Below are 21,511 nucleotides of genomic sequence, written 5' to 3'. Positions count from 1 at the left end.
CGGTACGACAGGGGAGCGTGGGAGGGCTGTCTTGTCGAGGGTGATGGCGCGGCGAAGCGCCACGGTTCAGCGGCGACAGACGCCGTGCGGAACGCGCATGAGGTCCACCGTGCGGCGGCGCGTCAGCGGCGGGTAGGTGGCCATTGCGCGCGACGAGTCGGCCTCACCCATGGGGAACCTCCCGTGTGTCGGCGAATCGGACGTGCATGAACTATCGCCGGACTGGCTCGGCGCGACAATGGTTCCGCGCAGGTCGCGCCTAATCCTTGGGTCGCGCTCAGAGGTGGTAGCGCACGACGGGACTCCACAGCACGAAGCTGTCGATCCCGGCGGCCGCGGTCGCGTCGATCTGCGCCGCGACCTCGGCGGGGCCGTAGCTCACGCCGAGACTGAAGTCCTGCAACCACGGCACGACCTTCGCGCCGGTGCCTTCGGTGATCCTGCGGAAATCCTGCAGCGAGCGCAGCACGATGTCGTAGGGCTGGCCGTTCGGGTTCGCGACGCCGTATTCGCCGGGGTTCCAATGCGAGGGATAGACCATCGGCGCCACGTAGTCCAGGTGCGCGGCCATCATCGGAATGTCCTGGGCGATTTGATCGGGCCGGGTGGCGGCGATGCCGAACACCGCCGCGCTCTGGAAGGCGCCTGCGTCGTGCACCGGATCCAGGCTCTCCCGCAGGAATTCCGCGATCGAGACGCTCGGGTCGGCCGTACCGCCGGGAAACGCCATACTCGACAGGCTGCCGTCCGGACGCCGGATGTAGTCGTACATGATCTCGTCGAACCCGAGCGCCGCGGCTTCGGTCGCGAGATCGATGTTGTACTTGCGCACCTCCGGATGCGCGAAGTTGGTGAACGCGATCGCACCGTACTTGCTGGCATACGGCCGGCCCCCTGGGTTCTGCACGACCCAGTCGGTCCGTCCGGCGTGCCAGGCCCATCCGGCCAGTGTCGGGTCGCGGAACGCCACGATCCGGCCGATCACCCGCAGGCCCATCTCGTGTAGCTTGCCCAGTGCGGCGCGCGCGTCGTATATCGCGGTGGCGGCGCCGGATTCCCTGGCCAGCGGCACCTGGGAGTCGTAGCCGACGACACCGTCCTCGTCCTTGATGTCGAGCTGGACGGTATCGATGCGCCCGGCGCGAGCGAGATCGAGCACGCCCTCGCGCAGTCCTTCGTGCGACCACGCGTGCGCGGTGACGTGCACCGCCCTGATCCTCGGCAGCTCGACGACCGCCGAGAGGGGCGTCCGCGTCGTATTGCCCGCCGCGTCGACCGCGACGAGCTCGGCGCCGCTCGGCGCGCGCGGCAGGGTGATCTCGAAGGCGCCGTCCTCACCGGTCGCCGCCGAGAGGGCGCCCACCGAGACCTGTTGCGCGCCGATCGCCTTGCCGCGCAGGGTGACCGGCTCACGGTAGGAACGCACGGGCGCGGTCCGGTCCAGCTGTACCGTGGGCGGCGTCGAGTCCACCGTGAACGACTCGCTGGCGCGTGGTCCGGAGCGCAGGAACGCGAGCGGGCCGCTCGCGGGGATCTCGGCGGTGAATTGGTGTGCGCCGTCGGGCAATACACCCGGGCGGTAGACGACGTCGTCGCCCTCCACCACGCCGTTGACCGGGGCGCCGTCGAGCTCGAGGCGGACCGCGTCCGGGTCGTGGCTCGCCACGTCGACGCGCAGCGCCAGCTCCGGCGCGGCCGCGGCGCCGACGACGCCCGCGGGCAGCCCCGTCACGGTGAACCGTTCCGCCGCGGGCCGGAACGCCGCGACCAGGACCGCGACGGCGAGCATCGACCCGACGACGGCCACCGCGATCGTCGCGAGCCGCCGAGCGCGGGTATCCGGAACACGTCTGAGCAACGCGCGCACCAACTTTCGACTCGGGTGCCCCTACTATCCACGGCGACGCGTCCCGATGTCGGGCATTTCGCCCATAATTCGCTGATTCGGCATATTGCCCGCGTACGGTGAGGCGATGGCGAGCTATGGCGCGTTGGCGTATCGATGCGCCCTGTCGGTACTGGCTTCCGCGCTGTTGCTCGGATGCGGTGCGGCGACCGAATCCGTCACCCCCGCCGTTGTTTCGAGCCCGGAGTCGGCCGCGCCCGCGCCTGCGCCGGTGGACCCGGCCGCCGTCGGCGCGAACGAGCTCGGTCTCGTCCCGGTGCTGATGTACCACCAGGTGACGACGCACCCCGCGGGCGAATACGACCAGACGCCCGAGGAATTCCGCGCGGAACTCGAGCGGCTGCACCGGGAGGGTTACCGCCCGGTCACGGCGGCGGACTACATCTCCGGCGCGATCGACATCCCGGCGGGCACGCACCCGGTGGTGCTCACCTTCGACGACTCGACGGTCAGCCAGCTCACCCTGACCGGCGACGGCCGTCCCGAGCCCGGCAGCGCCGTCGGCATACTCGAGGAATTCGGCTCCGCGCACCCGGATTTCCCACCCACCGCCACGTTCTACGTGAACAACGAGGCGTTCGGCGGCGACCCCCGCGCACTGGCCTGGCTCGCCGCACACGGCTACGACCTCGGCGCGCACACCGCGTCGCACGCCAACCTTTCCCGCTTGGACGCGGCCGGTGTGCAGCGCGAACTGGTGCAGAACCTGCGCGCCGTCGCCGCTGCCGCGCCGGGTGTTGCGGTGCGCACGATGGCCTTGCCGCTGGGCGTCTTTCCCGCCGACCGGCGGCTCGCCGCCGCGGGCGAATGGGACGGCACGCCCTATGCCTTCGCCGCCGTCATGCTGGTCGGCGCCGAACCAGCGCCCTCGCCCTACGGTGCGATCGATCCGGCCGGTGTTCCGCGGATCAGGTCTGGGCGCGGGGAGGTTCCGTTCGATTCGGCGCACTGGCTGGACCGCCTCGCCCAGAACACGAGCCTGCGCTACACGTCCGACGGTGACGCGAGCCGTGTTTCGTTCCCGCGCGGCCTCGCGCCGGAAATCGCTGCGGCGTGGGCGGATCGGGCGCGCGCTTACTGAGCGGCACAGACACCGGAGCAGCTCAGCGGTGTGTCCGGCCCCCGGCGAGTAGCCGTCGACGAGTTCGCCGCGCCAGGGAAACATAGCCGGACCGCGACATCGGCGAACAGATCGACCGGTGCATCCAGCGCCCGCCGGGCGTCGTCGGAATCGAAGCGGCCGAAGGTCTCGTGTACCCGCCGCCACAGCTCGGGAGGCAGCCGCTCCGGGAGCGGGCCACGGGCGGTCCGCCGCCTCGTGGTCTTCCTCGAAGGACATCGTCAGCGGCACGTCGCCGAAACGGTGCGGCCACCGGTCGGCGAAGAACTCTGGCCGATGCGGAGTGATGATCTCCAGGTCGAATCGGAGTATCGGCCGATCCGGTCGCCGGCCGCGCGATCCGGTCTGCACGAGTGCGGTGATCCGGTCGTCCCGCCGTGCCGAGGCGACGCCGGCGGATGGGAGTTCCCCGGCCTCCGCTTTGGGACGACCGTACCGAGAGCGGAATTCCGGCGGGCCAGATGGGATTCGGGCTGAAGCCGGGACCCGAGTCCCAGCTGACCTGCTCGGCGATGGTGGGCGCTTTGGGGGCAATGCGACCACCCTGCAACCTCGGGGCTACCAAGGCTGTTCCAGCGTAAGCCAATAATTTGCTGCACCAGCCCGTTTCAGGTGAAAGACTCCGTGTCGTTACAGAAATTCCGCAGACGGGAGGCGTTGCGGGCCGTAATTCTTTCGAGGTCACGCTGTGTTGCGCGGTGCGTGCAAAGCGGTCACGGTCGTGCCACAGGCCGACGCGTTCGACGCCACGACCGGCAAGAGATGGATTGATCGGTTACGACAAGGCACACTGCGCCGTGAGTAATCGCGGATTCGAGGTATTTCTCACTGGTCGTATTTCGTCGCTTCGCCTGCGGGTGGACACAGGAAGGTCGTGGTCGATGATTCGGGAACGCGTGGACAAGATCGTGCTGTCGGCGATCGGCAAGGGCGCCAGAGCGCAGACGCCGCTGGTCGAATGGTATGGCGACCGGCTGCGCGGTGCGTATCCGGACGAGACGCCCGAGCAGGTGCTCGAACGCGTGCGGCGGCACTATCTGTTCGCGGTGACCGCGAGCGGCGCCACCGTGGGCGTTTGCGCGGCGGTGCCCGGTATCGGCGTGTTCACCGGTCTGGCGGCGATGGGTGTCGAGACCGTCTTCTTCGTCGAGGCGTCGATGCTCTACGCGCTCACCGTCGCGGCGATCCACGGTGTCGAACCCGACGAGATCGCGCGGGAGACCGCGCTGGTTTCCGGCATCGTGTTCGGACCGGGCGGCGTCCAGTTCGTCGGCAAGAACACCGCGAACGCCGCCAAGAACTGGGCCGCCGAGCTCGTGAGCCGAATTCCCGGGGTGTCGAGCCTGAACGAGGGCGTGCTCGAGCGGATCGTCGTCCAGGCCATCGCCAAACGCAGCGTTCTCGTGTTCGGACGGGTGATCCCGGCTGGTCTCGGTGCGATCATCGGCGCGACCGGCAACCGGGTGCTGGCCGGGACGGTGATCTGCAACGCGCGCAACGCATTCGGTCCCGCCCCGGCGAACTGGATGGTGCTCGACGAGTCGATCGCGTACGCGGCGCACATCGAGGAACCGCTCGTCGACGTCTCGGAGCCGAGCTGAGCAACGCTTCGAGCGCGGAGCGGTCGAATACGCGCGGAACTCTACTGCCGTGTGGTGCCGTACCTCGACTCGCGCGGAGTGGCCGGCCGAGCGCTCGATCCGAACATGACGCGCTGCCACCAGGCTTCGAGCCGACTCGGTTCGGGCCAGATCACGACGGCGGGATCGGGTTCGGACTGCTCGGTTGCGGCGTTGTCGACCATGCTTGCCTCCTCGGCAGAGTGGGCCGGGTGCCTACATCGGGCCGCGAGACATCGCGGTGTGCTCCATTGCACCGGACCGACGGGAGAACCCCTCTGGACTTCCTGCCCCGAACGAGATGACGCGGTCAGGATGTCGACCCACTTCTTATTCCAGGTAACCACAATTTTAGCGGACGTCAGCATTTGGGGAACGAAACTTTTCGGAGGCAGGTCCCGTACGGCGCCTGGTTTGCGAACGTCGAGAAAGGTAGAACGCCCGATTCCGCCGGTCGGTGGCGCGTTGCCCGCTCGTAGTGGGAGTGTGGGCTGATGGCTACGGAGGCGGCTTTCCACCGGAGGAACGCACCGTCGAGGCGGGTGCTTCGGTCCTCGGTGGCGCTCGTGTCGGCGCTGGTGCTGCTGCTGACCGGATTCGTGGCGTGCGGTGCGCGCGGCGGCGACATCGCGGGGTCGCCCGGCGAGGTCGTGTCGGTGACGCCCGTGCTGGGCGCGACGACCGAGCGGACGGCCGCGTATCTGAATCAGTGGGCGATCCAGACCCCGGTCCGCAACGGCATCGACGCCTATCGGGTCGTCTATCGCACCTCGGCTCCCGACGGTGCGGACACCACCGCGAGCGGCCTCGTGGTCCTGCCGCGTACCGAGGCGCGCAGGCTCCCGGTCGTCAGCTACGCGCACGGGACGATCGTGCGCAAAGACGAAGCGCCCTCCGCGGACGCCGAGACGGACCGGGCCCGCACCGCCCTCTTCGCGGCGGCTGGTTACGCCGCGGTCGCCCCGGACTACCTCGGCCTCGGCGAGGGGCCCGGCTCGCACCCCTACGCACACGCGCCGACGGAGGCCAGCGCGTCCGTCGATTTGCTGCGCGCCGCGCGGACTGTGGCCGAGCGGGAGGGGCGCGAACTCGACGACACGCTGCTGGTCACCGGGTTCTCGCAGGGCGGCCAGGCCGCGATGGCGCTGGCCGAGCGAGTGGCCGCCGCGCCGGGCCTCGGTTACACGCTGGCGGGTGTCGCTGCCGTGAGCGGTCCATATGCCATCCGCGAGGTGCAGACGCCCGCCGCGTTGGACGGCCGGGTCACCCCGCGCGCCGCGGTGCTCTACATCGCCTACTGGCTCACCGCGATGAACCGGATCTACCACCTCTACGACGAACCGGGCGAGGCGTTCCAACAGCCCTACGCGCAGCATGTCGAACAGCTTTTCGACGGTCGCCACGACGTGCTCTCGGTCTCCACCGGACTGCCCGCCACCCCGGGCGAGCTGCTGACCCCGCGCTTCCAGGCCCTCGCGCTCGACCCGACCGGCGCGGCGCTGCGTGCGATGACCGACAGCGACCGCGCCTGCGACTGGACGCCCCGCGCCCCGGTGCGGCTCTACGTCTCCCCGGCCGACCGCGCAGTGCCCTCGGCGAACGCCGAACAGTGCCTCGCGGCGCTGGGCGGCGACCGGGCGAGCGTGATCGATCTCGGACCCGTCGACCACTCGGCCACCGTTCGCCTCGCGATGCCCCAGATCCTCGCCTGGTTCGGCGAGCTGGCTCCGGCCGTGTGACGTTTCGCGCGGCATCTCGAATCGCTTGCCGCGCAATGTCGCTGGTGAAAGCGGGCACGGTGCGCACGCGGTGATCGTCGGTATATTGGCCGTCAGGTCGGGGCCTTCGATAGGAGTGATTCACTGATGCGTCAAAGGTTGACGTCAGGTCTCGGCGTCGCGTCCGCCGTCATTTGCTGATCGAGCACCGCAGCGCCGAGGTCGACAACAACCCGCGGTCGCAGCCTACGGGTTCCGCGGGCTGATCATCGCCCGAGGGCGCTCTCCGTTCTCGGCTGCGAATGTCCCTCGCGGCAAGGTGCTTTCGACAGCTTCGAGCCGAATTGATTGCCCGGTGCCGGTCGGTGACCATCGCGTTGGACCGGTGCCAGCGGCAAGTCGGACTCGCTGAACACCGTCCGATCCACCACGATCGCGGGAACTCGCGCGGGGATGTGGTGCGAGTCAGGCCGGAGGCAGGTGTCGCCGCCGACCGCGCTGAGTCACCGGCGGGCTCGACGGCGGTGGCGGCGGCATCGGTCGTTCGAAGCCCGAATCGGCGACGGCCCGCCGAGCGGCTCGTCCGGCGCGGCGGGCCGCTGCCGAGCCGGGTTCCCACGGCACCGCGCCGGTCACGCCCGGTAGGCGCGATCGGCGATGGGTGACGGCGACGACGCCGGCGCCGATGGCGATCAACAGCGCCATCGCCGCGACGAATCGATCCCAGCGCGACCGTCCGCGGGTCCGGTGAGCGGGGGCCGCTTCGATGGTCTGGTCGAGCGCCCGCATCAACCGGTCTTCCAGTTCGGCGGGCGGGGCCAGTTCGTCGAGAACGCTCAAGGCCGCCAATATCTCTCGCACGGTGTCGACCGTCGCGTCGAACTCCGCGGCGCACACCCGGTCGGCGGCCGCGCGTCGCCGTTCGATGAGTCGTCGCTCGGCCTCGGTGACGGCGTCCATCGCGTACGGGTAGGCCAGCTCGAGCAGGTCCGCCTGGGAGTTTTCCGGCGGGTTCGTCATGGTCATCGCTGCTGGGTGCTTCCGGGGTGCGAGCCGAGCATGGCCCTCGCTGACAGGACGCAAAGGACTTCGGTGTCCTCCGGCGCGTGGATGGGGTCGCGGCGCGGAAATGTGTGAAATTATCGTATTTCACCTCGGGGTGACGTCCTTCGCTGATGAAATGGGTTGGCGATTTTCGGGACTCGGCCCGGGGCCGGAGCGGCAGGAGGTGCTCGAGTGAATCGATCCGTACGTGTCGCCGCGGCCTCGGACCTGGTGCGCGCGGTGTCGCTGCTGCTGGTCGCGGCGGTGATCGCGGTGGTCACCAGCGTCGTGCCAGGCGGGCGTGCCGCGGCGGACCCCGGCTGCCCCGCGGTCACCGGTGTCTTCCTGCCCGGAACCTGGGAGACGAACCCCTGGGCGGACGAGACCGCGCCGGTGGGGATGCTGGCGCCGCTCGCGACCGCGCTGTCGGCCGGTCTCGGTGACTCGTTCGCCTTCCGGTTCCCGGCCTACGAGGCAGCGGCGTTCGATCGAATGCCCTACGGCGACAGCAAGGCGACCGGCGTCGCGGCGGCCTCGCGCGCCGTGACCGACTTCGGGCGGGACTGCCCCGCAACGAAATTCGTTCTCGCCGGCTACAGCCAGGGCGCCGATGCGATGGGTGACCTCGCCGCGGAGATCGGCTGCACCGGCGCGCCGGTCGCCGCGGACCGGGTGCTCGCGGTCGGCCTCATCGCCGATCCGCGCCAGGGCACCGGCGGAGCCACCCTGGTCGGCCCGCCCGTCCCCGGTCAGGGCATCGCGGGCCCGCGCCCGAGTGGTTTCTGCGCGGTGTCGGCCGTGACGGCCCAGATCTGCGCGACCAAGGACCGGTACTGCTCGACCGACGCGGCGACCCATCCGCTGCTCGCGTCCCTCGGGCGGCTGCTCGCCCAGCCGAGCGCCGCCGACCCGGCGACCGCGAACGACGCGGCGACCGCCGCGCTGAACACCCTGCTCGCCTCCGATTTCGGCGATGTGCGCCTGGCGGAGCTGCCCGCCGCGATCGATCGCCTCGGCGCACCGGGGACGAACGCCGCCCGGCTCGCGGCCGCGGCGGGCGGGCTGAGCGCGACGCTGCGCCCGCTGCGCGAGCTGGCCGGCTGGATGAGCGAACATCCCACGGCGCGAGTCGATCTCGCCGCGGGCGCGGCCGGTTCACCGGAGCGCCTTGCCGCCGCGGTGCTGGACGGCGTTGCGCGATCCGACATCGCCGCGGCGCTGGACGCGCTCGACACCATCGCGGACCCGGACCGCGAATCCACTCTTGCGCCAAGAGTTGTCGTGGCCCAGGTCATGGACGCGACCGCGCCGCTGCTCGAGCTGGTCCGCACCGAATCCGAGGAGGCGCTGCGCGCGGCCTGGCGGGTGCTCGCCGAACGGTGGCCCTCGGTGCTGATCGGGCGGATCGCGGCGGTCGCCTCCGACAGCGTCCATTTCGCCGCGCGGCTGCCGGCGATGGGCGAAGCGCTTGGACGCCTCGCCGCCATGATCGGGGCAGGCGTCGACTTCACGACCGTGGTGCGCGAACTGTACGACCTTGTCGCGCGGCTCAATTCGGCGTTCGCCCCGCTGGTCGGCACGGTGCGCGACGACCTGCGCGAGGTATCGCGGCTGCTCGGCCTGATCCCGGACGACAGCGGCGCGGTCCATGTGGCGGCGCAACTCGTGCGCGCGCTCGCCGAGATCGACACGCCCGCGCTGGTCGATCAGGTGAGTCGGCTGCAAGACGACCTGTCGGGCGTCGTCCAAGCCATTGGCGCGGGCGCGGCGCCGCTGGACATCGCGGCGCGGCTGAACCTCGTGCTCCCGACGTTGTTCGGCTTCGTGACACTGGCCGCGCACGACCTCACCGGCGCCGCGGGCGCGGAACTGAACCGGCTCACCCGCAACGTGCTCGGCGCGGTCGGCGGGCAGGGACCCGATGCCCTGCTCCGATTGATATCGGAAGCGTTGAGCGCCACGGTCTTCGTCACCTCTGGCGCACACCAGAGCTACGGACACTATGTGATCGACGCGGACGGCCGCACCGCCGTCGACTGGCTGGCGCAGTGGTTCCTCGATCGCGCCGACACCGAGTGAGAGACCGGCCCGTTCAGGCGGCGGAAGCCCCTGGCTGCCAATCGAAATCGACTTCGGTGGGATAGCCGTGCCTGGCGGGGTCGAAGCTCGATCGGATCACCCTGGTGTCTCTGGTCAGCGCGTCCACGATCTGCCAGCCGACCGCGTGGCGATCCTTGTGCAGATCGGACCGGATGGTCGCGGTCAGTCGCACTCGCGCCGCGTGACCGGTGCACGACAGGGTGCAGTCGAGGGTCGAGTCCTCGGTCGCGGCGTCGACGAGTCCGCGGGCCACCTCCTCGACGATCAGCCCGAGCTCGGCCGCGTCGTCGTCGGCGGCGTCGGCGACCAGAGCGGTCGATTCCACGGTCGTGCGCAGCATCGTCACTCCGATGCGCCGCGCGGGTACCCGCACGCTGACCGTCTCTGTCGTCGGTCGAAGCGCCTGCGTCGATGTCATCGTGTTCACCGCCTCGTGAAGCTGGAATGTGCTTGTCATCGATGAGGGAGTACCCACACGAAAGCATCTGCCACATGTCGCGCCACCCCACGGAGCTCCGCGTCATCGGCGGGTCCGGCCCGTTTATTGTCCGCGCGGCGGGGCAGTCGGTGAGTGTCGACCGTCCCGATCGAAGGAGCCGTGATGACCGATCTCGCAGCGGATGCCGTACGCGGTGTTTTCTCCGGGGTGGCGAAGTTGCGCCACGCTCGGGTCTTCCATCCGAACGGGTTGCGGCTGTCCGGGCGATTGCACGCCGAACCCGAGTACGAGTGGCTGTTCGGGACGGGGGAGCGCGCCGCGCTGGCGAGGTTGTCCAAGGGCATCGGCACGCCGGCCGGGCTTCCCGACGTGCTCGGTCTCGCGCTGCGTGTGCTCGACCGCGACGAGCATCCGTGGGACTTCGCGCTGGCGACCACCGGCCGCGGTTCGCTCGGCCGCTTCGTCTTCACCCCCGCGCGCAGCTGGCGCACGGCCAGGTACGGCTGCCTCATGCCGTATCGCCTCGGCGACTCCGCGCCGACCTGGATCTTCGCCGAACCCGACGACCGCCAGCCGGAGACGCCGTCCCTCGACGCGCTGGCCGACCACCTGCGCGAAGAGCCCGCCACCTTTGTGCTCTGGGCGAGCGCGATCGGTTCGCCGGAGCGCAAGCTCGCCGAGGTGGTGTTGCATCCGGCCGACCCCGGCGACTACCGGACCGACTTCTTCGACCCGATGACCGACCATCCCGACGAGGTACGCATCGTGCCCGAGGTGATCGGACGGGTGCGCGAACTCGCCTACGTCGGCAGCCGCAGCGGCCGTGGCGAACAGCCGTGAACGCGGCGGGCGCGGCCGCTCGCGGATTGCTGGCGGCCGCGCCGTTGCGGGTGGCCGCCGTGCTGGCGCTGGTCGTGCTGGCAGCCGCGTGCGGCAATGACGCCGGGGAGGAATCCGCCGCCGCCGCACCGCCCGGCCCGCCGCCGATCCCCAACGTCACCATCACGATCGAGAACCTCCAGTATCCGGGCACGCCGCCGATCACCCCCGACGCGCAGATCACGGTGGTGAACAACGATCTGGTGATGCACAGCATCACCAGCAAACGACCCGGGCTGTTCGACCACGACATCGCCCCCGGCCAAACCGTCATCTTCCGCGCGCCCGGCGAGATCGGCTCCCACCCGTTCTATTGCAAGTACCACGGGCTGATGGACGGGTGGTTGAGCGTACGGCAATAGCCGAGCCCGAAGACCGCCGAAGACATTGCCCGCGTACGCAACTGGTGGTCGAGACGATCCGGTCGCTTCCGCGATTCGTTCAGGCGCCGATCGCGGGCCAGATGCGCCCACGATTCGTGCAGGCCCTTTTCGAACAGTCCCCAGGTGTGCGAGCCGGTTGGGCTTCCACGTGCGCGGCGGAGATGCCGAGCTGAGTGAGCCGATCGGCGAACGCCGCGGTGCACGTGTTCGCGATGGCCTCGATGGGCGGGAATGGCAGGCCGCGGTCGACGGTGCCGGGGATGCCTACGAGGCGTGTCGGGACCGCGAAGTGTCAGGGTTTTCGCGGGTCTTCCAGCAGCTGAGCCGCCGAACGGTTGACCTTGCCGAGTGCGGTGAGCAAGCATCGACGCTCGGACTCGGTGAGATCCGCGGTTACCAGGCTCTCCAGAGATTCACGGCTGTCCTCGATGCTTTCTCGTAGGCTCCGAGCCTTATCGGTGAGCCACAACCGGACCAGCCTGCGGTCCTCCGTGTCGCGGCGGCGTACCAGCAGCCCGCTCTCGGTCATGCGGTCGGCCATCTTGACGATCGTCGGAGTGGTGACGTGCAACGCGGCGGCGACCTCGCCGGGTGTGCGGCCGTCGTCGTCCCACAGCACGCCGAGCACCAGGTCCTGTCCCGGATACAGCCCGTGCGGGCGCACGCTGCGCTCCACGAGCGCCCGCAACAGCTTCGAAGTGCTGCTGTGCAGAGCGAGGAACTCGGACATCGAACCTCCTGTGCTGCGGCCTCATTGCGGCATTGCCTCAGAATCATTAGCCGTCTATCGTTTTTCTTAGACGGCTAACGACTGGAGGGTCGATGATACTTGTCACCGGAGCGACCGGAAATATCGGTCGCGAACTCGTCCGCGAACTCGCCACCAGGGAAGTCGATTTCCGCATCTTCGTCCGTGATCCGCGGCGAGCGGACGGCCTGCCTGGGCGCGCCCGGCGCGTGGTCGGCGACCTGGACGATGCCGGCACGTACCCGGCCGCGCTCGACGGCGTCGACCGCCTGTTCCTGCTCGTTCCAGGAGTCGGCATCGACCACGCCCGCGACATGGTCGCGGCGGCACGGGTGGCCGGGGTCGGACGGATCGTGTTGCTGTCGTCCTGCAACGTGATGGGCGATCCGGTGCCCGCGATGGGGCGCTGGCACCACGAACGGGAGACCATCGTCCGCGACTCGGGCATCTCGTACACGATCCTGCGGCCCGGCGGCTTGATGACCAACGCCATGGAATGGGCGCCGATCATCCGTGCAGGCGGCATCGTCGACGATCCCACCGGGCCCGGTCGCTACGCGCCGGTGGATCCGGCGGACATCGCCGCTGTCGCCGCCGTCGTTCTCACCGAGGACGGCCACCAGGGTGCGGAGTACTACCTCACCGGCGATGAGACGCTCACGATCGCCGAACAGGTCGCGGTCATCGCGGCCGCGATCGGCCGCGGCATCGACGTCCGCGAAGCCGCGACACCCGAACAAGCCGTCGCGTCCCGATATCCGAATGGCGCGCCCCCGGCCCTGGCCGACGCGATCCTCGAAGGGTTCACGTTGATGCGCCAGGACACCACCGGGTTCCGCACCGACACCGTCGCCCGCATACTCGGCCGTCGTCCCCACACCTTCGCAGACTGGTGCGCACGCAACATCGAGACGTTCCGCCCCGTTCCCGCGTGATGACCGCTCTTCGGATCACGTCACGCCCTGCCCTTCGACAGCACCGCGTCCCTGCCGCCCGCGACCTCGAGTCCCAAGCCGCCATCGGCTCTCGACTTTCCGCAGGCGTGCGCGAATAGCCTGTGCGCCAACATGTCGTCCGACTGCCTGCGCTCCATTCTGGACATCATGACAATCTCACTCGACCGCGCCGATTCCGTGGTTGCGGCCGACCGCGGGGAAACCGTCACGATCGCGGTGGTCGACGCCGGCGGCAAGCTGATCGTCTTCGCGCGCATGCCCGGCGCCCCGCTGCCCACTATCGACTCCGCCCAACACAAGGCCGCCGCCGCGATCGCGCTCGGCTTCGACACCGTTCAAATGGCCCCGATCAACGAGCCGGGCCATCTGTTGCCCGGCGCCGTGTCCTCCGGCGACCCGCTCGTGCCGCACGGTGGAGGTGTGCTCATACGCGCGGGCGATGTCGTGATCGGCGCACTCGGAGTGTCCGAGGCGACCATTCCGCTCGTCGACCACAAGATCGCGTCCACGGCAGCCCTGTCGGACTGGGTGTTCCTCATGTCGGCGGTCACCGCTCCGTGCCGGATGAGGTCAGTCCGCGCCCGCGACGGCGGGTCGAGCGGCCATGATGGCCTGCCAGGGTGCCGCGTCGAAGATGAGCCTGATCGCCGCGATGCGTCCGTCGTGGACGCGAAAGTGCTCGGCTGTGTGCTGAATTCCGGCGGGCGAGTTCGTGTGGAGGTCGTAGATGAGTACCGCGTCGGTGTCGTCGTACAGCTCGCTGATCATCTCGATGTGGTCGATGATCTGGATGAGCTGTTCGATACCGGCGAGATGTCCTGTCGGACTGCGGGATTCGATGAAGGGGCTGCGGAAGAAGAAGTTCTGGCCGAGTTGCGCGGCGGCGGCTGGGACATCGCCACGGAAGCGGGCACGATGATATGCCCGGACGGCTTCGCGGGTCGGTGAGGTGGTGGTCATCGTGTCTCTCGTGCGGGGTGGTCTAAGGGGCAGATGGGTCGGTGTCATCGAGGTACTGCTGGATTCGGCGTTGGTTGTCGACGACTCGTAGACAGAGGTGGCGCAGTCGATCGAGTTCGTCGGGGGTGAATCCGGCGAAGATGGCTGACATCGCCCGCCCGGTCGGCTGACGGAACGACTCCAGCCATTCATGCCCGGCCTCGGTGATCGCCACGCGCACCGCTCGGCGGTCGTGTGGATCAGGGATGCGTTCGGCCAAGCCCTTGCCTGCGAGTGTGTCCACCAAACCGGTGACGTTGCGCGAACTGACTCCGCAGGCGCGTGCGAGATCCCCGATGCTCAGATCGTCGGCGGACACCGCGAGGCGGCCCAGTACATCCAAGGCCCCCGTGCTCAATCCGCGACCGCCCGCGCCCCTGGAACGCAGCCGGTCGACGGCCTGCCATGCCGATCGAAGGGCCGCGGCCGCTTCCAGCGGGCCGGCGTCGCTTTCGGTCGCGAGTGCCTGCATTGATCGACGGACACCAGGGTCGTACAGCAGGCCCCTCTCATCACATGCCATCTGAGGATGATCAGAATTATATACGTCATTCATAATGAATGACTACCTTATTAGGCCGGGTCGGCGAGAGCGACCCGGCGAACATCCCCTGCCTGGTGGGCGGCGTGGCGAAGTCGGGGTTTCGCGAGGACACTGAGGACGTAGCGCCCAATTCGTCAGAGGAGCACATGCGATGCCGACCAACGGGCCATTCGGGATCGATCCGGAAGATTTCGAACGCGCACTGCGTGGGGCGGGAGCCGAACTGCGCGACCTGCTCGGGAAAGCCGGGGTGTACCTGGATCGCGTAGATCACGCGAGCGTCGGTTCACTGGCGTCGTTTCTCGGTCAGTTCGTCCAACCGGAACGGCCACGTCCACCGCAACCCGAGGGCGAGACCGCCGGTGAGACCGGCAGCGGGGTGTGGGCGATCTACAGCGTCGACGACAACGGCGAGGCCGCGGTCGACCAGGTCTTCCCGAGCGAGCTCGAGGCCTTGCGCGCGCATCGCGACAACACCGATGCTCGCCGTCGGGTGCGGTTCCTGCCCTACGGGGTTCCGGTAAGTGTGTTGGACGTGCCCTGACGGCGCTGACTCGCTCCACGAGTAGCGGTGGAGACGAATCGGCCGTTTCGCGCCGTAAGGTAGCGACGATGGCGAGGGTCCCGCTTTGCGCGCCGATGGCGGTCGTCACCACTCCGAACGCTCGATACGCGGCGTGAGTGCGTGTGCGTGCCAATCGCCGAGTCGGTGTAGCGTCGGCCGCGTGGATCTGGAGCCCGTCATCGATTCGTCCGAGCGGCTCACACGGCGGCCGGATTCGCTGATCGCGATCTATGCGGGAGAAGCCGAATGCTACAGCGCGCCAAGGCTCCGTGTCGCGCGCGTCTACGCCGGTCTCGACGAATGGGGACTGAGCGGAGGATGACGATGATCGTGTCGCGCGACCGACGCCGCGAATGCGTTCGGGCATAGGCGCGTTAGGGGGCGCTCGCCCAACCACGCGCCGCAGATCTCGGCGACCGCGGCCAGGACGAACAACTAGATCGAGCCCCCGACCGCAGCAGTTCGATCGCACCGGCGGCGACCAAGGCGATGCGAGGCCCGGCCGTGACTTTCGATCCGCGGTACGGCTCATGTCCGGTGGCGTCGGCTTGCCAGGCAACCCACGTGGCGCTTCCCGCCGCGCCTACCAGACATCGAGGATCGCCGCGGCCACCTGAGCGGCCTGGGCCGAGCCTGCCTCGAAACAGGCCGCCCATCGGGTTCGGTCGGCGAAGTCGGTGCCCAAAGCCGCGCCGCTCGCCTCGTCGGGCACGATGTGCGCCTGCGCATTCGCCACGCCGCCGGGGAAAACGTGGCCGAGCGGCTCGATGACTACCAAAGTGTCGGCGCCGGTGACGAGGTCGGCGTTGATGCCGTTCCGGAATCCCCCGTCCAAGTAGTGCCTGCCATTGATCTCGACAGGAGCGGTAAGGCCGGGTACGGCAGAACTCGCTGCGACAGCCAGATAGGGCGCCACCCCGTCGGCCGAGGTGAAGACCGCCGCCGCACCGGTCTCGACATCGACGACGGGAATGCGCAGCCCGTCGTGCGACCAAGAACCCGCACCGACAAGGGCACGCATCCGTTCGACATGCACGGATGCCGGAACAGAAGCGGCGGACATCGCGAGACGGCCGATCTGCCTGCGCACTTCGTCCCGGCGCGTTGCCTCCGGCTCATCGCCCGCGGCCCGTGCCATCGCCATCGCCTGGCCTGCCGCCTCCCGATCGCCCCTGGACTGTCCGGACTCCGGCGGTGCCGCACGGGTGGCCAGTTCGGCGAGATCCCGCCCGGAGGTCAGCACGACCGCCGCGATGGCGCCGGCCGAGGTGCCGACGATCGTGTCGGCCTCGGCGAGATCGACCCCTGCCCGGCGCAGGCCGTGCAGCAACCCGATCAGCCAAGCGGTGCCGACCACACCACCCGGCCCCAGCACGACAGCCCTGCTCTCACCGGTTCCCATGCGGCCACCGTACACAGTCGAACGATCACGGCACCGGAGATGATTTTCCTGAATCGCCGCTCGATTCTGCGCGGAAGCCGTCCGTAGCAGGAGGGTTCGTTCGCGCTGATTTTCGGCCGGCCGGGCGGCCGTCTGAAATGCCTTGCGCGCCTGAGCGGCCGACGCGGGCGAGCAGTTCGCCGTGGGCGGCGCGCGGCAAGTGATAGTTGTCGAGGCGTCCGTCGGCGATCAGTCCGTCCACGATGGACGGTGCGGCGACGGCGGGATCGGCGACACTTTTTCCCGTCGAGCGGCCGTCTCGATGGAGCGCCCCACGCGGTGTGGTTGCGGGCGATGTACTTTCGACGGCGTGAGTGCGTTGTTGGGCCGGACGTTTCGCCGGGTGCAGCGGGTGGATCACGCCGTAACCGGTGCGGTAGCGCGGATTCCGGTGACGGCGGTGGACCGGGGCATGGTGCGGTTGACCAGGGCGGCTGATCGTGGAGTGCTGTGGACGGTCGTCGCGGCGGCGCTCGCCACTCGTGAAGGCGCGACGCGCCGGGCCGCACTGCGCGGCGTGGTGTCGGTGGCCGGGGCGAGCTTCACCGTCAATGTCGTACTCAAGTCACTGATCGCCCGCCGCAGGCCCGCGGCCCAGTTGCTGCCGCCTGCCCGGCGGCTGATCCGGGTGCCGACCTCCTCCTCGTTCCCGTCCGGGCACAGCGCGAGCGCTGTCGCGTTCGCCACGGCCGTCGCGCTGGAGAGCCCGCGCACCGCGGTGGTGGTGGCGCCGCTGGCCGCCACGGTCGCCTACTCCCGCATCCACACCGGTGTGCACTGGGGGTCGGATGTGGTCGTCGGCGCGGCCGTCGGCGCCGGGGTGGCGATGGCGTCGCGTCGCTGGTGGCCGGTGCGCGAGTCCGACGAGGCCGCGGCCACCGCGGTGCGCGAGGTGCCGATGCTCGTCGAGGGCAAAGGGCTTGTCGTGCTGGTGAATCCGGTCTCGGGCGACCCCGCCTACGACCCCACCGACGACATCGCCGCCGCGCTGCCCGCGGCGACCGTGCTGCGCACCGAGCCCGGCCGCGATTGCGTCGAGCAGCTGGAGGAGGCATTGGCGGCGCGCACCGAGCGGGCGGCGGCCGTCGGCGCCGCGGGCGGTGACGGAACGATCGCCGCGGCGGCGGCGGTGGCGCTGCGGAACGACCTGCCGCTGGTCGTCGTCCCCACCGGCACCCTGAACCATTTCGCCCGTGACCTCGGGGTCTACGACCTGCGCGAGGTCATCGACGCCACCGGTGCCGGCGAGGCGGTCTCGGTCGACATCGCGAGCGTGGAACTCGAGACCGAAGACGGCGCGCGCACCCACTACCTGATCAACACCGCCAGCCTCGGCGCATACCCGGATCTGGTGCGGCTGCGCGAGAAATGGCAATCGCGGTGGGGCAAATGGCCCGCGTTCGCCGCCGCCCTAGTGGTGGTGTTGCGCCGCGCGCAGCCGATCCGGATCCGGTTGAACGAGACCTGGCACGACGTATGGTTTCTGTTCATCGGCAACGGCGCCTACCATCCGCGCGGCGCGGTGCCCGCGTTCCGCTCCCGCCTCGACGACGGCCTGCTCGACGTGCGCTGGCTGCGCGCCGATCTGCGGTTCTCCCGTACCAGGGCGGTGCTGGCACTGCTGCTGGCCGCCATCGGCCGTAGCAAGGTCTACAACGAACTCCAGGTGCCCGAGCTGATCGTGCAGGTGCGCGACCCGGAAGCCGTTGCGGCCGACGGCGAAGTGCTCGGTGAGGCGCGCAGACTGCGCTTCTCGGTGGCCGGTCAGGTCGCGGCTTACCGCCGCGACGAGGACAACCCCCGCTGGGCGGAGCGCCCGCGCCCGCACCACCGCAGACCGTTCCGCTGGGGAGTGTGATTCGCACCGGCGACAATCGCCGCGGCGACGGTGTCGATCATCGACCACCACAACGAGATTGTGGCCACGCCGTGAATCGCCGTTATCGAACCCTCGCAAACCCAGCTGGAACTACGTCGCGCGCTGCGGTTGTCGCGCGACAAAAGTTGTCGCCGAACCGAATCCGCGCAAGCACAAGCTCTACCCGATGTGAATGCCCCCGAGCGCAGGCGTACACGGCTGGCTTGTCCCCGGGTTGCCGGGATGTTCCCGGACTTCGTGAACGGGCAGTGAACGGTGATCCGGCGTCGATCGGGGTGTGCGCCAAACCGGTTGTGTGCCAGGTCATCAGGCGATGAGCAGGGCTATCGATCGCGGCGCGCCGACACATCTGTGCGTTACTCCCACGCTGTCTTAAGTTCATGTAAAGGCTACTGGCGAGTTGCTCTGGACTGCCATCGTCGGAGGAGTTCGAACCGTGTCGAGCGGTTGGCCCACATCCGGGGGTAGAGATGACGACTGAGTGTTACTCCGAGAAGCTGAGATCCGCGGGGAACGAGACCGACAAGGTGCGTGCTCGGTTGGAGAGCATCTCCGGTCGGGTTCAGGATCAGCTGAACACGTTGCTGGCCGTGATCGGCAGCGACAACTTCGGCAGCCAGTACGTCAAGGGCAACGGCAGTCCCGGCCTGAAGGACCGCTTGCAGGGCGCGGTGGACGGAACCAGCACCATGGCGCAATCCTGGGCGAACCTGTCGAAGGGGCAGTACGAGGCGGCGGTCGCCGCCGAGCGGAACGAGGATGCCGCTCGGCAGATGATCGAGCAGGTCTGAGCAGCGGCGGTTCCGGTCGGCGCCTGATATGGCGCCGCCATGGATTTCGGAGTGGGTGCAATGACGACGTCTGGGCGTATGGAGGGGGAGATCGCCGGGCTGATGGAGGACTTCCGCAGCCGTATGCGGAATATCGCCCAAGTGCAGCAGGAGCGGATCAAGCTGACCGCGACGGCGAGCACACGTGACCGCGCGGTGTCGGTGACGGTGAACGCCAACGGCGTTGTCATCGAGACCAAGTTCACCGATCGCGTCGAGGAAATGAGCTACGACCAGATCGCCAAGGTCGTCACTCGGTTGGCGCAGCAGGCGGCCGAAGAGGTGTTCGCCAAGAGCAAGACGCTGACCGCGCCGCTGCTCGACGAGCGGTTCCGGCTGCCGAAATTGTCCGACGTGATAGAGGGAATGCCGAACCTCGAGACCGAGATCCCCGTGGAGCCGCCCGTTTCGATGGCGCCTCCCGGATCGCCGGAACGCTCGGACGACGCAGAGACGATGACGTTCACCGACGTCGAGAGCTATCACCACGACGGTCGTGGGAATTCCAGGGAGAGCGTCACCGGCCAAGCCTGGTGACGTGTGAACTGGCCTGTCGATGGGATATTGGGCGATTCCGCCGGAGCTGGCGTGGCTCGAATGGGTGGCGGGCTCGGAGATCACGCGCATCGATCCCGACGACGTGGTCAAGATCTCCGAGGTGCTGCGGGAGATCGCCGATGAGATCCTCTCCGAGGCGATAGCGGAGGCGGATGTCGCCGCGGCGGCGGTCGTCAACGCGTATCCGCAAGGCGACGGCGGGGAGAAGATCGCCGAGTCGCTGCGCGCGGTGATTCACGACGACACTCCCAAAGGCGGGACGCCCCAGAACGGTTCGATCGAGTTGATGGGCAACTCGTTCAACGACCTTGCGGTTTCGGTCGATGATTTCGCGGGTGCGGTTCACGCGAATCATCTGAATGCGATCTTCTCGCTGGCTTGGTTGGCGGCCGAGTTCGCCATGTCCGTCTTCGCGGGCCCGGGGGCGGGGGCTGTCCAGGCCGGGGCGATCGCGGCGACGCGAGCCGCTTTTCAATTCATGGCCCGATGGCTGGAGGGCCGGATCGTCGCCATGCTCGCCAGGACCTTCCTGTCGGATGCGGCGAAGCAGGTGGTGTCGAAGCTCGTCTACGAGATCGTCCAGGAAGCGATCGTCGAGGTCTTCCAGGGCACCGCGCAAGAGGTGGCGGTGCAGGGCATCGTCATCGCCGAGGGTCTGAACAGCCAGGGCTGGGACGGGGCGGCGATCTGGGAGAACGCCTGGGTCTCCGCGCTCGCCGGTGGCGGCGGTGGCGGCGCGGGTTTCGGATTGAACCGGGCGATGAACCGGATCGCGCCCGGTTTGATGACCAGTCGCGGCTGGCGTGGGTTCACCGGTGGCGCGATCGTCGGTACGGGAGCCGGTCTGGCAGGCGCGTTCGTCGCCGCGTGGGCGACGGGGAACTGGGATCCGCGTTCCTTCGTCGGTGGGGGCGTTTCCGGCGCTCTGCCGAGCGGTGTTCACGGGGCGCGAGGCCACACCCAGCACAACGGTCCGATGAACTACAACCAGGAGCCCGTCCGGGTCGGCACCATGCCCGGACCCGGCTCCGACGGCACGGCGCCGGTCCCCGCGCCCAATGTCGCGGGTGATTCGAGCACCAACGGAGCCGGTAACGGCAATGGCGCGTCGAACGTCACCGGGGGAGTGAACGGCACGGGCGCGAACGCCAACGGTGCCGGGTCTCCGAGCACCGCTTCCGCTTCCGCGGTTCCTTCGTCGACGGCCGACACCGGCCAATTCGCGGGCACCGCAGGTACTTCCGACTCTGGTGCGGCCGCATCGAGCGAGACCGGTGGCGACTCGGCGGCGAACCAGCAGAGTCCCGCCTCGCCCGCCGTTCAAGGCAACTCGAATTCCGAAGCCGCCGAGGGTGGTGCGGATACGTCCTCCGGCGAGGCCGCCGCGCAGAACGGAAGCGCCGCCTCCGCGGGCGCGAATTCCTCTGCGCAGATGGGTGATTCGACACAGGCGAACGCCGACTCCGCCCACGTCGGCGGTGAGTCCGCGCAGGCGGGCGGTGATCCCGCGCGAGTGGCCGGTGATTCCGCGGCGCATGCCGACAGCTCAGCGCCTGCATCGTCGGATTCTTCCGCACCGGACTCGCATTCGGCGTCGGGCCGCCCGGAAGGAACCACCGCCAGCTCCGCGCCGGAGACTTCCTCGACCGGCGCCGCCGATTCGGGACCGCGCGCATCCGGTCCCGCGTCGAACGGCACCGCTGCCGACGGTGTCTCGCCCACCGCGCAGCCGCCCGGCGCGAACACCGGACCGGTCGGGACGAGTCTGCCGGGCGCGCCGACA

Annotated in this window: 21 protein-coding genes; 14 read left to right on the top strand and 7 right to left on the bottom strand. The window is 69.1% G+C overall.

Translation table 11 applies throughout. The annotated features are described in order from the left end of the window. Positions 1–277: 277 nt before the first annotated feature. A complete protein-coding gene (locus tag NX1_RS31960) occupies positions 278–1,858 on the bottom strand; it encodes a putative glycoside hydrolase (protein WP_245668805.1) in 1,581 nt (526 codons plus the stop codon). Between the two features lie 115 nt (positions 1,859–1,973). Here NX1_RS31960 and NX1_RS31955 point away from each other — a divergent pair, with 115 nt between their 5' ends. Continuing rightward, positions 1,974–2,987, top strand: coding sequence for a polysaccharide deacetylase family protein (locus NX1_RS31955; RefSeq protein ID WP_068067859.1), 1,014 nt, complete (start codon positions 1,974–1,976; stop codon positions 2,985–2,987). 920 nt (positions 2,988–3,907) lie between these two features. Then, a complete protein-coding gene (locus NX1_RS31945) occupies positions 3,908–4,627 on the top strand; it encodes a hypothetical protein (RefSeq protein ID WP_068067853.1) in 720 nt (239 codons plus the stop codon). A 41-nt stretch (positions 4,628–4,668) separates the two neighbouring features. Here the strand turns inward: NX1_RS31945 and NX1_RS37090 are convergent, their stop codons facing one another. After that, a complete protein-coding gene (locus NX1_RS37090; protein ID WP_169812324.1) occupies positions 4,669–4,830 on the bottom strand; it encodes a hypothetical protein in 162 nt (53 codons plus the stop codon). A 309-nt stretch (positions 4,831–5,139) separates the two neighbouring features. Between NX1_RS37090 and NX1_RS31940 the strand changes: the two genes are divergently transcribed. Then, the gene (locus NX1_RS31940; protein ID WP_157120285.1) at positions 5,140–6,384 is read left to right on the top strand and encodes an acetylxylan esterase family protein; all 1,245 of its coding nucleotides are present in this window, start codon (positions 5,140–5,142) and stop codon (positions 6,382–6,384) included. A 444-nt stretch (positions 6,385–6,828) separates the two neighbouring features. Here NX1_RS31940 and NX1_RS31935 read toward each other — a convergent pair whose 3' ends face one another. Further along, positions 6,829–7,389, bottom strand: a complete 561-nt coding sequence (locus NX1_RS31935; protein WP_068067846.1) for an RskA family anti-sigma factor — start codon at positions 7,387–7,389, stop codon at positions 6,829–6,831. Between the two features lie 210 nt (positions 7,390–7,599). On the opposite strand from NX1_RS31935, the gene NX1_RS31930 reads away from it, so the two are divergent. Continuing rightward, positions 7,600–9,486: a cutinase family protein gene (locus tag NX1_RS31930; protein WP_157120283.1), complete on the top strand. Its 1,887-nt coding sequence runs from the start codon at positions 7,600–7,602 to the stop codon at positions 9,484–9,486. 13 nt (positions 9,487–9,499) lie between these two features. Here the strand turns inward: NX1_RS31930 and NX1_RS31925 are convergent, their stop codons facing one another. After that, positions 9,500–9,964 (bottom strand): hypothetical protein, encoded by a 465-nt coding sequence (locus NX1_RS31925; protein ID WP_157120281.1) that lies wholly within the window; start codon positions 9,962–9,964, stop codon positions 9,500–9,502. A 144-nt stretch (positions 9,965–10,108) separates the two neighbouring features. On the opposite strand from NX1_RS31925, the gene NX1_RS31920 reads away from it, so the two are divergent. Both NX1_RS31920 and NX1_RS31915 read left to right on the top strand, forming a co-directional pair. Next, the gene (locus NX1_RS31920) at positions 10,109–10,786 is read left to right on the top strand and encodes a phosphodiesterase (RefSeq protein WP_068067896.1); all 678 of its coding nucleotides are present in this window, start codon (positions 10,109–10,111) and stop codon (positions 10,784–10,786) included. Then, positions 10,783–11,187 (top strand): cupredoxin domain-containing protein, encoded by a 405-nt coding sequence (locus tag NX1_RS31915; protein ID WP_068067836.1) that lies wholly within the window; start codon positions 10,783–10,785, stop codon positions 11,185–11,187. Before NX1_RS31920 ends, NX1_RS31915 begins: the two co-directional genes overlap by 4 nt. 313 nt (positions 11,188–11,500) lie before the next feature. On the opposite strand, the gene NX1_RS31910 is transcribed toward NX1_RS31915, so the two are convergent. Beyond that, the gene (locus NX1_RS31910) at positions 11,501–11,938 is read right to left on the bottom strand and encodes a MarR family winged helix-turn-helix transcriptional regulator (RefSeq protein ID WP_068067833.1); all 438 of its coding nucleotides are present in this window, start codon (positions 11,936–11,938) and stop codon (positions 11,501–11,503) included. A gap of 92 nt (positions 11,939–12,030) precedes the next feature. On the opposite strand from NX1_RS31910, the gene NX1_RS31905 reads away from it, so the two are divergent. Both NX1_RS31905 and NX1_RS31900 read left to right on the top strand, forming a co-directional pair. Further along, positions 12,031–12,891 (top strand): NAD(P)H-binding protein, encoded by an 861-nt coding sequence (locus NX1_RS31905; protein ID WP_068067830.1) that lies wholly within the window; start codon positions 12,031–12,033, stop codon positions 12,889–12,891. A gap of 132 nt (positions 12,892–13,023) precedes the next feature. After that, positions 13,024–13,860 (top strand): GlcG/HbpS family heme-binding protein, encoded by an 837-nt coding sequence (locus NX1_RS31900; RefSeq protein WP_084501912.1) that lies wholly within the window; start codon positions 13,024–13,026, stop codon positions 13,858–13,860. Between the two features lie 34 nt (positions 13,861–13,894). Here the strand turns inward: NX1_RS31900 and NX1_RS31895 are convergent, their stop codons facing one another. Then, entirely contained in the window at positions 13,895–14,383 is a 489-nt protein-coding gene (locus NX1_RS31895; protein WP_218024213.1) for a MarR family winged helix-turn-helix transcriptional regulator, read from the bottom strand. A 223-nt stretch (positions 14,384–14,606) separates the two neighbouring features. Here NX1_RS31895 and NX1_RS31890 point away from each other — a divergent pair, with 223 nt between their 5' ends. After that, positions 14,607–14,999, top strand: coding sequence for an Rv0313 family protein (locus tag NX1_RS31890; protein WP_068067822.1), 393 nt, complete (start codon positions 14,607–14,609; stop codon positions 14,997–14,999). A 181-nt stretch (positions 15,000–15,180) separates the two neighbouring features. Further along, positions 15,181–15,342: a hypothetical protein gene (locus NX1_RS36690; protein ID WP_157120279.1), complete on the top strand. Its 162-nt coding sequence runs from the start codon at positions 15,181–15,183 to the stop codon at positions 15,340–15,342. A 261-nt stretch (positions 15,343–15,603) separates the two neighbouring features. Here NX1_RS36690 and NX1_RS31885 read toward each other — a convergent pair whose 3' ends face one another. Next, the gene (locus NX1_RS31885) at positions 15,604–16,422 is read right to left on the bottom strand and encodes a patatin-like phospholipase family protein (protein ID WP_068067820.1); all 819 of its coding nucleotides are present in this window, start codon (positions 16,420–16,422) and stop codon (positions 15,604–15,606) included. A gap of 349 nt (positions 16,423–16,771) precedes the next feature. Here NX1_RS31885 and NX1_RS31880 point away from each other — a divergent pair, with 349 nt between their 5' ends. The 4 genes from NX1_RS31880 to NX1_RS36685 form a co-directional block, all read left to right on the top strand. Further along, positions 16,772–18,319 carry a bifunctional phosphatase PAP2/diacylglycerol kinase family protein gene (locus tag NX1_RS31880; protein ID WP_245668803.1) on the top strand — a complete coding sequence of 516 codons (1,548 nt, stop codon included), beginning with the start codon at positions 16,772–16,774 and terminating at the stop codon, positions 18,317–18,319. 491 nt (positions 18,320–18,810) lie between these two features. Beyond that, positions 18,811–19,131 (top strand): hypothetical protein, encoded by a 321-nt coding sequence (locus tag NX1_RS31875; protein WP_068067814.1) that lies wholly within the window; start codon positions 18,811–18,813, stop codon positions 19,129–19,131. 60 nt (positions 19,132–19,191) lie between these two features. Further along, the gene (locus NX1_RS31870) at positions 19,192–19,707 is read left to right on the top strand and encodes a YbaB/EbfC family nucleoid-associated protein (RefSeq protein WP_245668801.1); all 516 of its coding nucleotides are present in this window, start codon (positions 19,192–19,194) and stop codon (positions 19,705–19,707) included. A 19-nt stretch (positions 19,708–19,726) separates the two neighbouring features. Next, a partial coding sequence (locus tag NX1_RS36685) for a WXG100-like domain-containing protein (RefSeq protein WP_157120277.1) occupies positions 19,727–21,511 on the top strand: 1,785 nt, incomplete at its 3' end.

The sequence above is a fragment of the Nocardia xishanensis NBRC 101358 genome, assembly GCF_001613365.1.
Lineage (GTDB): Bacteria > Actinomycetota > Actinomycetes > Mycobacteriales > Mycobacteriaceae > Nocardia > Nocardia xishanensis.
Note: the sequence above shows the minus strand (reverse complement) of the source record. Positions and strands in the feature narration are given on the sequence as shown.